Origin of the sequence: Paenarthrobacter sp. YJN-5, from assembly GCF_015040095.1 — a bacterium.
GTDB classification, from domain to species: Bacteria; Actinomycetota; Actinomycetes; order Actinomycetales; family Micrococcaceae; genus Arthrobacter; species Arthrobacter ureafaciens.
In genome coordinates this window covers 1,988,278-2,000,735 of sequence record NZ_CP053544.1, presented here as the reverse complement: position 1 = coordinate 2,000,735, position 12,458 = coordinate 1,988,278, and the positions used below count along the sequence as shown (strand labels likewise).

At 60.9% G+C, this 12,458-nt stretch carries 16 protein-coding genes and 1 pseudogene; 3 read left to right on the top strand and 14 right to left on the bottom strand.

Annotated features, from left to right (window positions below):
• Window positions 1–8: 8 nt before the first annotated feature.
• From HMI59_RS09565 to HMI59_RS09505, 13 genes and pseudogenes are all read right to left on the bottom strand, one after another.
• Window positions 9–701 carry a hypothetical protein gene (locus HMI59_RS09565; protein ID WP_193593508.1) on the bottom strand — a complete coding sequence of 231 codons (693 nt, stop codon included), beginning with the start codon at window positions 699–701 and terminating at the stop codon, window positions 9–11.
• Entirely contained in the window at window positions 698–1,147 is a 450-nt protein-coding gene (locus tag HMI59_RS09560) for a phage holin family protein (protein WP_166183161.1), read from the bottom strand. Before HMI59_RS09560 ends, HMI59_RS09565 begins: the two co-directional genes overlap by 4 nt.
• Before the next feature lie 59 nt (window positions 1,148–1,206).
• Window positions 1,207–1,371: pseudogene (locus HMI59_RS25650) on the bottom strand (DNA-formamidopyrimidine glycosylase); the annotation flags it as partial.
• Between the two features lie 191 nt (window positions 1,372–1,562).
• Window positions 1,563–1,904 carry a hypothetical protein gene (locus tag HMI59_RS09555; RefSeq protein ID WP_193593507.1) on the bottom strand — a complete coding sequence of 114 codons (342 nt, stop codon included), beginning with the start codon at window positions 1,902–1,904 and terminating at the stop codon, window positions 1,563–1,565.
• 589 nt (window positions 1,905–2,493) lie between these two features.
• Complete coding sequence (locus HMI59_RS09545) at window positions 2,494–2,811, bottom strand: hypothetical protein (protein WP_193593505.1); 318 nt, start codon at window positions 2,809–2,811, stop codon at window positions 2,494–2,496.
• 61 nt (window positions 2,812–2,872) lie between these two features.
• Entirely contained in the window at window positions 2,873–3,115 is a 243-nt protein-coding gene (locus tag HMI59_RS09540; protein ID WP_193593504.1) for a hypothetical protein, read from the bottom strand.
• A 764-nt stretch (window positions 3,116–3,879) separates the two neighbouring features.
• Window positions 3,880–4,314, bottom strand: a complete 435-nt coding sequence (locus tag HMI59_RS09535; RefSeq protein ID WP_193593503.1) for a PAS domain-containing protein — start codon at window positions 4,312–4,314, stop codon at window positions 3,880–3,882.
• A gap of 435 nt (window positions 4,315–4,749) precedes the next feature.
• A complete protein-coding gene (locus tag HMI59_RS09530; RefSeq protein ID WP_227471601.1) occupies window positions 4,750–5,274 on the bottom strand; it encodes a helix-turn-helix domain-containing protein in 525 nt (174 codons plus the stop codon).
• Between the two features lie 247 nt (window positions 5,275–5,521).
• Window positions 5,522–5,959: a RidA family protein gene (locus HMI59_RS09525; protein WP_227471600.1), complete on the bottom strand. Its 438-nt coding sequence runs from the start codon at window positions 5,957–5,959 to the stop codon at window positions 5,522–5,524.
• Between the two features lie 428 nt (window positions 5,960–6,387).
• The gene (locus tag HMI59_RS09520; RefSeq protein WP_193593501.1) at window positions 6,388–6,744 is read right to left on the bottom strand and encodes a helix-turn-helix domain-containing protein; all 357 of its coding nucleotides are present in this window, start codon (window positions 6,742–6,744) and stop codon (window positions 6,388–6,390) included.
• 192 nt (window positions 6,745–6,936) lie between these two features.
• On the bottom strand, window positions 6,937–7,716 hold the full coding sequence (locus tag HMI59_RS09515) for an MBL fold metallo-hydrolase (RefSeq protein ID WP_193593500.1): 780 nt from the start codon (window positions 7,714–7,716) through the stop codon (window positions 6,937–6,939).
• Window positions 7,717–7,748: 32 nt separating this feature from the next.
• Window positions 7,749–8,171 (bottom strand): PAS domain S-box protein, encoded by a 423-nt coding sequence (locus HMI59_RS09510; RefSeq protein WP_193593499.1) that lies wholly within the window; start codon window positions 8,169–8,171, stop codon window positions 7,749–7,751.
• A gap of 148 nt (window positions 8,172–8,319) precedes the next feature.
• Window positions 8,320–8,847 carry an Lrp/AsnC family transcriptional regulator gene (locus HMI59_RS09505; RefSeq protein ID WP_227471599.1) on the bottom strand — a complete coding sequence of 176 codons (528 nt, stop codon included), beginning with the start codon at window positions 8,845–8,847 and terminating at the stop codon, window positions 8,320–8,322.
• Window positions 8,848–8,939: 92 nt separating this feature from the next.
• Between HMI59_RS09505 and ald the strand changes: the two genes are divergently transcribed.
• From ald to HMI59_RS09490, 3 genes are all read left to right on the top strand, one after another.
• Window positions 8,940–10,055, top strand: coding sequence for an alanine dehydrogenase (gene ald / locus HMI59_RS09500; RefSeq protein WP_193593498.1), 1,116 nt, complete (start codon window positions 8,940–8,942; stop codon window positions 10,053–10,055).
• A gap of 68 nt (window positions 10,056–10,123) precedes the next feature.
• Window positions 10,124–10,381, top strand: coding sequence for a hypothetical protein (locus HMI59_RS09495; RefSeq protein ID WP_193593497.1), 258 nt, complete (start codon window positions 10,124–10,126; stop codon window positions 10,379–10,381).
• A 576-nt stretch (window positions 10,382–10,957) separates the two neighbouring features.
• Complete coding sequence (locus HMI59_RS09490) at window positions 10,958–11,452, top strand: HtaA domain-containing protein (protein WP_227471598.1); 495 nt, start codon at window positions 10,958–10,960, stop codon at window positions 11,450–11,452.
• 216 nt (window positions 11,453–11,668) lie between these two features.
• On the opposite strand, the gene HMI59_RS09485 is transcribed toward HMI59_RS09490, so the two are convergent.
• A complete protein-coding gene (locus HMI59_RS09485) occupies window positions 11,669–12,433 on the bottom strand; it encodes a type 1 glutamine amidotransferase (RefSeq protein WP_193593496.1) in 765 nt (254 codons plus the stop codon).
• Window positions 12,434–12,458: the final 25 nt, after the last annotated feature.

Genomic DNA, 12,458 nt, shown 5'->3' with positions numbered 1-12,458 from the left:
GCCTACCCCTACTCCGTGTCCGAGTGCAGACTGCCCAGCAGTTGGAAGCGCGAGTTTCCGGTTCCGGTGGTGGCCACGGAGACCGTAATCGTGTCGGTGCCGCGGACGAACCGGGCAGCCGTCGCGCCGTCCGGGGCAGGTGCTTCTTCGGACCAGAAACCATGGGGAACCAACGAAGCCCGGAAATCCTCGATCACGGCTTGTTGCGGCTTGCCCACCACCCCGTCGGCAGTCACCTGCAGGACATCTCCTGAACCCGAAACACTCGTGGACCCGATCGTGGTGCCTTCCGGCAACGTCAGGACGTTGCTCGGCCACCCGTCCACGACGGCGCCTGTCGCGTTTCCAGGATCCGGCAGTTTCCCCTTGAGCAGGGGCGCGGCAGCTGATGGTTCCGGCAGGCCCGTAGGGGTCACCGTCACCGGCGGCAGGACTTCAAGGGGTTTGGCACCCGGGGACGCACCGCCGTTGCCGTCGCCGCCGGCGGAAGGGCCCGACGTCGGACTTCCGGAGGATTGCGGGCCGGCGCCTGCTTCCCCGCTTCCGGTGGGCGAGGAACCCGCCGCAGAGGGGCTTGCAGGGCTGGAGTTTTGGGCTGTCGTTTGGGCCGGACGCACTGCCAGTTGGTCAAAGACCACCGCGATGACCGCGATCAGCACGGCAAGGGCCAGGCCCGCGATGACCAGCCGCCGGGCATTCATGGCTTCCCCGGGTTGGCTGAGCCGCCAAGGAGCTGGTGCGCCCTGGCTTCAAGACCGTCGTCAACGAAGTCGTAGATGAAGGACGCGAGCCAGATGACGATCGTGGCGGCAATCCAGCCGAACAGGCTTGTGATGGCGAACCCTTGCGAGAAGAGGCTGGTCAGGATCAGGACGGCCAGCGTGGCCAGCAAGCTTGCGCCCAGGGTGGACACCTTGGTCATCAGCCAGGTTCTGCGCTCCTGCCCGCCGGCCTGCTGTCGCTGGTCCCACCTCCTGCGCAGCAGCCCGGCAACCAACGGTTTCACCAGAAGGGTGGCGGCCGTGAACACCACGACGGCCCAGAGGAACCCGGACCCCAACCGGACCCCGGGTAGCACCGACGCCACCCACAAGGTGATGGCGTTGAAAACAAGTGCGATGGCGATTTTGACCGCCAAGCTTTTCATGGGGACAGTAAACCATCGAGCCCGCCAATCCGGAACAGTTTTCCCCTGTGAAAAACCGGTTACCAGCGACCGTTGCGAGGCCGGGGCTGGCAGATGGGACACGTATAGGAAGAACGGTTCATGAACTGTTCGCGTTTGATGATCCCGTGAAGGCCCGCTGCCTCGCAGCGGCTGCATGGTTCCCCGGCCCGGCCGTACGCATTCAGCGAGCGGGCGAAGTATCCGCCCTATTTACGTTTGTGACATTCACGAATGATCAGTCGAGTCGTCAGTCGACTGGCGATGCAATGGGGAGTCGACTCGCACTCGTAGACCGACTACGCCTGGCACGCTGAAGACCAGCCTATCTATCCTCGACGTACCCGTCTCTGACTGCGCTTGAGAGGATCACCCGAGAAGAACCTGCTGGGCTTCTCTAGGCCGGGACGTCATCTGACCTGGAGCTTACCTGCTTCGCTTCACGTTCCAGGAGGTGCTCTAGGAAGACGTCACGGATCGCGATCTTCTGCTCGACCGTGAGCGGCGGTGCCGAAGCGCGGATCTTCCGGACATGATCCTCTTGGGCCGTCCGTCCGAACGCGTCGTCCAGATCGGCGACTCGGATCAGGGTCTTGAGGACCGGGCGTCCGTCGCGGCCGCTCACCTTCCCTGTGCACGCTGGCAGACTCCCCTGCCTAATGTGTCGCCAAATGGTCTTGGTGCTGCAGCTGTGGCGCTCCGCCGCCGCGGCGACGTCGAGCCATTCGTCGTCCGACATCGAACCTCCTCCAGATCTGATGAGCGCCTTAGGACACGACTCGGATGACGTTACGGCCCATCGTCATTGACTATTCGGCATCCTCTCATCCGTCACCGACTCGACCCATTGCGTCGAATTCGGCACGCATCGGCCCACACCGCTTCTCGCCCGCCAGAGATGCAACACCGAAATCCTGAAGAAGGGCCATCACATGGCACCAATGACAACTGCTGTATCCAATCCTCAAAATACTGGCGCACGGAGTGCGCCCGTTGTATTCAGCCCCTACGACGGCCGTAGCCCCGTACAGTTCGACAAGCATGGTCTTCCCTACACCCGGTGGAGTGCGAATAAGGCCGTGAAAGGTCGTACTGCGATTCCTGCAGTACCAGGAGAAACGGTGCCGTCACCACATGAACACTAGGGCACGTATCTCAGAGCCGACCACGAGTGTGAGCCCGCTGATCAGGGCTCGCCTGGTTCAGTTGACGTCCGCGCGACGCATGCCGGGCCCCGGAATATCCAGGGGTTTCTCGCCAGCTCGTTCTGCATGACGAAAAGAAAGAACCCCGGCAGCCTGGGCTGTCGGGGTTCCGTTGGAGGCCTGTCAGGAGCCGCTGATCTTCCCTGCCGCGATGAGCTGCTGGGCGCGATGCTGCTGCTCATCGTCGCCAAAGCGCGCCACCGCCGTCATCAGGTCCATGCCGTCCTCAAGTCCGCCATAGATGTCCTCCAGCCGCTCGTGCGAGCCGCCGAGCAGGCTGATACCGCCCAGCGCGTTGATCTGTTCGAGCTGCAGGTAGGCGCGGTACACGAGGTCGACGTGCACGCCGTCGTCGGCTGTGAAGGGGTTGGGTACGTAGTCAGCGTCAGGCGTAAGGCCATCCGTGTCGAGGCCCAACTGGGCCAGCTCGTTCTTGTTCATGGATGCTTCTCCTTGCTTTTGGGACTGTCACTCGGCTGTGACGACTCTCTGTCTGAGACCGTCAGGATGCCCCCGGCCGGGCTCCGCCTGGCTGGAACGCCTGCGGCCCGACCACGATGATCAGGTTGCTTTGGACGTCACTTACCTGGCGTACCAGGACGTCATCGACGCCTTTCAGCATACCGATGGGTGAACCAGCAAGCGTGGCACGCAGAAAGTGAATGAGCAGTTGCGCAAGGGCCTGCCGGAAGGGCTTGAAAAGCTTGCCCGGCTGGGCAGGACGCTGTGGCCCGGATGGGCTCACGTGCCGGCGTTCTACAAGCGTGGAGACGCATCGAACGGTCCTGTCGAAGCGATCAGCCGTCCTCTCTAGCACCTACGCGGTATCGGTCTGGGCTGCGGCCGCAGGCCGCGGGATGGTCCTCCTCTCGAAGGGCGGCGCACTATGTGTCAACCTCACTGCCCCTCGCATTCACCCAGCGGAGCCTGCGTGCCCGGGTGAACCATCTACGCGGCACCGGATAGAGCGCCAATCAAAAAGAGCTAGGATCTCGCACGCCTGCGCCGCAACGGACTCATCACACGCCGGCCACACACCAACGCCCTTACCAACGAGGGCCTACACCTCGCCCTGGTTTACACCAAGGTCCACAGCCCTGCGACCCCTCTTGGCAGCCGACAAGATCCCGGCACCGGCACCACTGCCCCAAGCCTTGGCAACCATCGACCGTCACGTCAACGGCAACATCGAAGTTCAGACCCCAAGGAACGCTAGGCGCGCAGCCAGGCCAGCGCCGCCGGGGCGGAGCTGGCGTCCTTGCCCTCGGCGATCCTCCGAGCTGGGCGACCAGCTGCGCTCCGGCGGCGCGGCTCTGCTCGCGGTAGCGAACGCCGGGCCATTGTCTGGCAGGCGGTTGTGCCTACGAATGTGGACGTATTGAAGAGCCGCCCACGGAGTATTGCTTTGCTCTCCCTCCAAGACCCACACACCCGCAATGCTGATTCCTGTCGGCGGTGCCGGTCCAGTGTGGAAGGGCAAACCGACACTTGGCAAGTGTTTGTCATGCCCTACTTTGCCAGAACCTGCGCGGTTACATCCTCGGCTCCGTGGAGGATGCAGGTTATGGTTCCGTCCGTGTCGAAAACCGGCGCGTTGAGAGGCTGCCAATATCGCTCTTCGTAGGAGCCGTCAGAGAGTTCGATGTCATACCTCTGGATGGGAAGAATATCGGTTTCCCGGGTTGCGAGAACGCGTTCAATGGACTCGCGGAGAACGGTGGTGCCGTTAGCTGCCGGGTCCTCAGGGTTGTCGGGGAAGACGAGTAGGATATCGCGGCCCAGAATAGCGTCACGATGCTTACCGGTGGCGGCAAGAAAGCTGTCAGTCGCAGCTAGGACTCGCCTTTGCGGATCAACTACTATGAACTGGTTCGGAAGGCTTTCGAACATCTGTCGAAAGTCCGGTTCGTCCCAGCTGTCAGCGTGGTTATTTGCGTCGGTCATACGGCACCTCTCTTTGGTGTTCTTTGCACGCAGCCATGCTTAGGCCATGCAGCGTGCTCAATTTGGGCAACCATGGATCACCGAGGCGGGTACTAATGCTGTACCGGCCAACTACGTTGCGGTGCGGTTGCCCCCGGGCCATCCGACTCGCGTACCTGCGAGTACGTCTTGCCTGTGTTCGGGACCCGATATCTTCTCGTGTGATGCGCTCCGATCACCACGGCTCGCTACGGTTCAGCAATTACCGTGAGATTCACTGGATGTTCCTGGGAGCAAATACATGATTCTGGCCCGAATTCCCCCACTCGAATCCACTCGTAGGACGTCTCCGAGGAATACGGGAACTGCGGGTCAGTTCCATCTTTAAACAATCCCGGCCTGGACCCTGCCTTTCGGATACCTTAGGCGCGTGCCCCGGGCCCTCAGCTGTGGACACTAGCGGCCGACTGCAGGCACAAGGACCCAGATAACGTCCGCCCTCTGATCTTCATCAGGGTTTCGGTATGAGTGCGGCTCCCGGCCGGCAAACGTGATGGCCTGGCCTGCCGTCAGATTCACCTTCCTGTTCGAAAATAGGATTTCGACTTTTCCGCTAAGAACGTAGGCTGTCTGCGTGTCGCAGAACATGGGGTACAGATCCTCACCAGCCGATGCCCCGGGCTCAAGTTCGGTGTGGGTGACTGTAACGCTCTTCGTTGTGCTGGGCGTCAAGAGACTGTGGTTGATCCCCTGTCGTGATGACGTTCCCACCACAATCTGTCCCTTGGAAACTATCTCGGTAACCTCTTCGGACAGTACGTCCGAGGCCTCAATCCTGAGCGTGTGGCAAAGGACCATGAGTGTGGAAACCGTCGGCGAAACAGCGTCACGTTCAAGACGGGACAGGTACCCCTTTGACAACCCGGCTGCATCAGCAACCTGTTGCATGGTCAGGCCCTGAGCTATGCGAACTGCCTTCAACCGCGGTCCAATGGAGAATGACTCACTGGCGCCGTCAACGGCAATTGATCGCGTGTTCAATGTGAACCTTTCATCTGTGGCCTGACGTCAGCTTTTCGTCACCAAGCCTATGCCGGGCTTCGTTCAAAGGAGCTGATTGACCCGGCTTCGCATTGGCTGGCTCCCCGCCGTCGAACTGTCCGAAAACAACAAATTCTAACAAGGTGATTTCGGTGTTCCATCATGCACGGGCTGACTGCTTGGTTCCTCAGCTGTCGGGCTCCGACTTCAGCTCTCCCAAGGCCGCGACGGCGTCGATCTCAATCAGGGCTTGGGAATTCGGGAGCGCACTGACAGCCACGCAGGAACGTGCCGGCAAGACTGAATCGAAGTACGATCCGTATACGCGGTTCATATCTGGAAAGTCTTCAATGCTCCGCAAGTACACCGTGGACTTGAGGACGTTCTGGAGGCTGGCTCCGGCGGCCTCGAGAATGGCGGATAGGTTGGCAATGACCTGATGCGTCTGGGCCTTGACATCGCCGGGGCTGGCGACCTGCCCCGTCAGTGGATCGATGGGCAGTTGGCCGCTGACGTAGAGAATGCCTCCATGGTATGTGCCCTGCGAGTAAGGACCTGCCGCCTGGGGCGCGTCTACGGTCGACAACCGATTGATGACTTCTATGGTTTTGGTCGTGGCATTCATGCATTCCTCCTGTGTTGGAGTGGGATTCATCGGTGAATTAGTGGGACGGGTACTTTGCGAACGGGAAGGGGGGCGGTGGACCAGGCCTTAGGCGCTTCGGGTCCTGCAGCAGAATCAGACACAACCATGGGTCTCAAAGCTTTCTGTGGAAGGGGGCAGCCGGGCCAGAGCGGCCCGATGTGATAGGAACCACAATAGCTCACGCCGACCGAGTACACGGTCGGGTTATCGAATCGTTACATTCGGTGCCTTGAAAGCTTGATTTTGCTTGAGTCCCGCTACCGACCGAGTACACGGTCCGTTGTGGTACGCTGTGATTCAACGCACAGGCAGAAATTCGCTGCCCTTCCCTGAGCAGGTACTTTGACGAAGGAGTCCTCCTATGACCGTTCATGCCGCTGAATTCCCGCACCGGGCCGTGCCCGGCCTTAGGAAGCCCAGAGGCCGAGCGACTCCAAGGTCTGCCGCAGCCCGTAGCCGACCGGCGTCAGTCTGTAGCGCCGTGAGCCACGGGGACCGGTTTCATCGTTGCGTATGACAAGCTCGAGTTGGACCAGCCGCTTGAGCCGCTGGGAGAGCAGCGTCCGGGAGAGATCAGGCAGCGCCCGGGACATATCATTGAACCCCCTTTCACCGCCGAGCAGTTCACGCACGATCAACAGGGACCAGCGATCGCCCAGCAGCCGCAGCCCTTGCGATATGGACCAGTAGTCGGCACTCAGGCTTCCTGCTGCGTTTGCCAGTTCGTCGTGTTCCCGGGTGAATTGCTCTGCAATGGTCGTCATCGTCCCTGGGCTCCAAGCGGTCGGTGAGTTGTGCTGCCGCCATTCTTCCCGACTCATTGGGGGGTTGTATGTGCGCCGCGCACATAACTCAATCCCACGTAGTCCATGGCCGGCCTTTACTGGCTCCGCCTTTAAACGCAGAATCGAAGGTTGGCAGCTAAGCGTCCAACCTTCGATTCCGGAGTCCGGTTGCTAGAGCCGGATGTCGGCAGACTCTCCGGGCTTCAGGGCGATGAGGAGGTCGTTAAGACCAGCGTCAGCGAAAAGCTTGCTGATCTGATCTGCATTTTGACTGAAATGTTCCCATGAGTCTTCGTGCACAGGAACGACCTTCTTGACCCCCATGATCTTGGCCGCTTCGAGGGCGCGGTCATTGCTGAGGGTGATGTACGCGCCGTCTGCAATCACGTCGAATTTGGCACCGCCAACGAAGAGCACGGCGATATCAATGGCTGGAAAACGGTCGGCGATTTCGCGCACAATGTCCAGTTCGGAGTTGTCGCCGCTGATGTATACGGTCGGCATGCCCTCTGCCTCGAGGACGAATCCAATAACGGGCCCGAGTGCGTCCCACACGCCCTCCGGGCCATGATGCGCCGGCACTGCCGTGATCTTCATCTGCCGTCCATCGGGAAGTGCAACGGTATGAGTCTCGTAGTCGCTGATCCCGAGGACATTGGGGCCGAAATTCTCCGCGGCCTCCGTCGTTGTGAGGGCAAGTGGCACCATTGTCAGGAAACCCCGGCCCGCTACGTCCAGATTGTCGATGTGCTCGTGGGAGGCGAGAGCCAGGTCAACCTGGCCAAGTTCCTCGGGGGTGGCGCTGGGGCCGAGCTTCTTGGTGACGGGCCCGGCGATCGGGTGGTGGTAGACCTGGGGAGAATCGAAGGTAGGGTCAGTGATCATCCGGTAGCCGGCGATCTCCAGGAGCAGGGTGGGCCCTCCAATGAGGGTTACTTTGACGTCGTCCATGATTTTCAGTCCTTATCGGGGCAGGGCGGGGTTCAGCTTTTGCTTATCATTTGAGCCGTGATGTCTTCCGCCCCGTGCAGGACGTAGACGAGCTTGCCCTCACCGTCGAAAGCCGGAGCGTTCAGAGGCTGGAACCAGCGGGGCTCGAAAACCCCGTCTGAGTTCTCGATGTCGTAGCGAACAGGCGGAAGAATGTCGATCTTGCCCGTCTCCACGACACGCTCGATGGAGCTGCGCAGTATCTCTGTGCCTTTGGCGTCGGGGTTGTCCGGGTTGTCCGGAAACGCATCAAGAATGTCCTTACCGACGATTCCCTCACGACTCTTTCCCGTAGATGCAAGGAACGAGTCAGTGGCGGCGACGATCGTTCTGTCGGGGGTCACGATGATGTATTGGCTCGGAAGACTTTCGAAGATTTTCTGAAAGTCGGGGTTACGTGCATCTGAGGATGGCACTTCGACTCCTTTCCCTGATGAGCGACTTTTTCGCGTCTCGTAATGCCATTGCAGCAGGTGGGGCCGTCCCCCACTAGTGCAAGACTTGGACCGGAACTGCCCATAGCCCTCCCGGTCTGGGCAGCTGGTGGGGTTTGTTTTAGGCAACCTAGAGTCCGAACGCGGTTCCGTGGCCGTGTTCAAACACGAGGTTGGTCTGGGTGCCTGCGACCGCGGGATTCGATGACAGATGGTCCAGTACGAATTGACGGATGTGCTCGGTGTTCTTGGCCGTGATGTGGATCAGGAAATCGTCTGCACCTCCAAGTACGAAGAATTGTTTGATTTCGGGCAGGTCCCGCAACTCGTTCCCGAAGGCGTTCATCAGATGCCGGGCGCCAGGCCTAAGCCGCACGCTAACCAGGGCCTGCAGGGGCAGGCCCATCGCTTCGGGGGCGACTTCGACGGTGAACCGCTTGATCACCCCCGACTCTTTGAGCGCCTTGAGGCGGGCGAGACATGTTGACGGCGCAAGCCCGAGAGCTTCCGATAACGACTGATTGGTGCGCCTTGAATTATTGGACAGCAGGCCCAGAAGCTTCTGGTCGACTTCGTCCAAACTCACCTCTTGCAGTTTCTGCGGGTCCGACACCTTGTAACGCTCCTCACAATGCAGAGATTGACCGGTTACATCCATTCTGCCGCAGATCCTGCGCCGAAAGCGCAACTTTCTGCACTTTCTGTCATTCTTTTGCCCACAAGCATTGATCCCCTCAGAAGGCATGAAACATGATCATCTCCGTCCCCAAGGAAATCAAGAACAACGAGTTCCGCGTCGCCATCACGGCCGCCGGCGTGCACGAATTCAAAGCAAACGGCCACGACGTGCTCGTGGAAACCGGCGCCGGCGCTGGTTCCGGCATCAGCGATCAGGAGTACGCACTCGCCGGAGCCGAGATCGTTCAGACTGCAGACGAGGCCTGGGCCCGGGCCGATATGGTGATGAAGGTCAAGGAACCCGTCGCATCCGAATACCGCCACTTCCGCGACGGCCTGCTCCTCTTCACCTACCTTCACCTCGCGGCGGAGCCCGCACTGACACAGGCGCTTGTCGACGCCGGTGTCACGGCTATCGCCTACGAAACCGTCCAGGAAGGCCGGGCCCTGCCGCTGCTCGCACCGATGTCCGAGGTGGCGGGGCGGCTGTCCGTCCAGGTCGGTGCGACCTCGCTGATGGCGCCGGCCGGCGGCAAGGGTGTGCTGCTTGGCGGCGTTCCCGGCGTCCGTCCCGCCAAGGTTGTGGTCCTTGGTGCAGGCGTCGCCGGCACCAACGCCGCGGCTATGGCGCTGGGCCTTGGCGCCGACGTCACCATCCTGGACATCAACATCAACCGGCTGCGTGAGCTGGACGCCCAGTACCAGGGGCGCCTGAAGACCGTTGCGTCCAACTCATATGAGATCGAAAAGTCAGTAATCGACGCAGATCTCGTCATCGGCTCCGTCCTTATCCCCGGCGCCAAGGCCCCCAAGCTGGTGACCAACGAACTCGTGGCCCGGATGAAGCCCGGCTCGGTGCTCGTGGACATTGCCGTGGACCAGGGCGGCTGCTTCGAGGACACCCGTCCCACCACGCACCAGGAACCCACCTACAAGGTCCACGACACCATCTTCTACTGCGTGGCCAACATGCCCGGCGCCGTTCCGAACACGTCGACGTACGCGTTGACCAACGTCACGCTTCGTTATGCGGTGGCCTTGGCCAACCACGGCGTCAAGGGCGCTTTCGACCGGCTCCCGGCTTTGGCTGGCGGTCTGAACGTGGCGGCTGGCAGGGTCACTCACAAGTCTGTCAGTGATGCCCACGGGCACGCCCTCGCAGACTGGCAGGACCTCGTAACTGTTTAGTAGGACAGTCGGCCGTGTCTGCCCGATGGAGGGCAGGCACGGCCCGCTTCACAGGAAGGGCACGTCGCATGGCATTTCACCTGCAACCCAAATGGCAGCCGCTGATTGGCCAGCTGGTCATCGTTAAACTTTATGATGCGGAGATCCGCCGTGGAGTTGTCGATGCAGTCACCGATGATGATCAAATCCTGTGGCTCGACAGTGACGGCGCCGAGCCCCGCCGCCTTTTTCATCGGTCAGACGGTTTCAACGTGTGGATCGACTACAAGTGGGAAACGGACAGGCCCAGCCTTAGCGCTGACTTCCAGCCTGCGGCTGCACCATGAGTGGCGGCCAGCCCAGCACGCCTGAACGCGTACATCATCAGGAACGGGTTCATAGTGATTCTGAAGTGGCAGGGGCCATCATCCGGCTCCGTTCCCAGCGAGTCCATGGCGAACCCTCAGGTGTTCTTGTCACCTGGCACAGCCCCTGGTCATACACCCTTGAACTCTGCCACCAGATTCCTCCCGGACTCGTCTACGAGTGCCTCGCCCGCTAAGCAATTGAACATCCCAGTCCAATTCAGAACCGGTCTCACTGGTCGCGCCCCTCAGCGCCCCTCCCCGGGGATTCCTCTCACCTGCCGGGTGACCGCGGCCCCGGTTGCCCGTGGCGCCGTCAATGCCCGTCCGGCAGACTCTCGATATCAAAAGACGGGTCGTCTCACGGAGTCCACCATCCACATGGATGGGCACCAGGCACACGGCCGATACGAACACTGTGCCCACAGTACATGTCGATCATCTGAACCGGCGTGAAGATGGTCGAGTATGAACAGCCGGTAAGCCGCTCCCGTTCCTGGTGTACGGGAGCGGGAGCACCACCGGCCGTGCGCAATCTGGCAACGATGAAGGAACCTGATGTCCGAACTTACTGTTGAAAGAGCAGATCTCGGCATGGCCTGGGCGGTGAAAGACAGCTTTGTCCGGTATGTGCAGTCCATGCGCGATGGCCGCATACTCCTGCGCGAGGGTGCCGCCGTGACCAATACCCGACAGTTCTATTTCCCGTTCAGAAGCCTGGACCAGTCCGACGGGGAGAATTTTGTGCTCCAGTTCGGCGGGGAGGTCCGATTCCTCGCCCATCATGGACTCATGTCGGTCTCCATTAGTTGCCCGAAGATCGAAGTGCGGCCCGACGGGGCATACCTGTCCATCGAGCAGGGAGATGAAACCGTGCACGTTGCCGAACTCAGGCTGCCGTCGGTGTCGGTGGAAGACGGCGTCAGCACGTGGGCGGATATCCAGGTGGCACTAACCGGCCCGGGCGCAGCTGTCTTCGCAGACAGCTACTCAGCCGGAGAAATGCTGGCACCGCTGACCATGAGAGCGCCATCGCTCGTGAAAATGCCGTAAGGCCGTTCCGGAAGAAACCTGTGGGCACACTCTGGGTGCCAGGTTACGCCTTAAAAGACGGTGCCTTCCCGGGATCCCATATACCAGGTGCACTCAAGCGCTATGGCGGCCGCGAACGACGTGCCGTAGGCTGACTTGCGACCCCGGCAGGAATCGAAGCGCCGGCTGGTCCGTTACCCGTCCATGCTGCGCCCACGGCGTCGCCGCAGATGTTGGTTACTGCGAAGCCACTGTTGCAGTTGTTCGGATCAGGTGGGCAAAGCGTCGCGCCATTGCTTCGGTATGCTCCCTCACGATCCGATCCTGATTCTCGAACGCCTGCATTCCACTGCTTGCCCGCTCCATTGACACCTTGTCATTCTCGTTAACCAGAGACAACCACCGGCGGTAGACCGCCGGTGACAGCTCCGGGTGAAACTGAACGCCCCAGGACACCTCGCCTACCCGGAAAGCCTGATGCGGATACTGCGCCGTCATCCCAAGCCAGACAGCCGAAGGTGGTAGTTGGTCGATCATGTCCCCGTGCATGGCCCCGGCGAAGAAAGGGCCCGGCAAACCGGCCATCAGGGGATCTTCCGCAGCCTCGGCCCGTAACGCTACCTCTACAACTCCCGCTTCAAGGCCTTGGTCGCCCCTGGTCACGGTTCCCCCGAACGTCTGTGCCATCAGCTGGGCTCCGAGGCAGATCCCGAGCGTGGGCTTCCCCTGGCTGGCCGCGGCTGCCATAAGGCTCCGGATGTCGGCTAGCCAGTGATAGACATGGTCGTCCAAGGAGCTCATGTCTCCGCCCAGAACCACCAGGGCGTCCTCCTTGAATGATTCCGGGATCACCTCGTCCTTGAAAGGCTGGACCGTTCTCGTTCCTATCCCCTCGTCGTGCAGCCACGTACCGAGGCGGTCGATCGGACAGTAGGGATCCGGCTGGATGACGAGGGCCCGCAGTGTGCCGGCCCCTCGGGGCAGATCTGGCTGAGAGGTCATGCTCGATTTCCTTATCGGGCGGTCG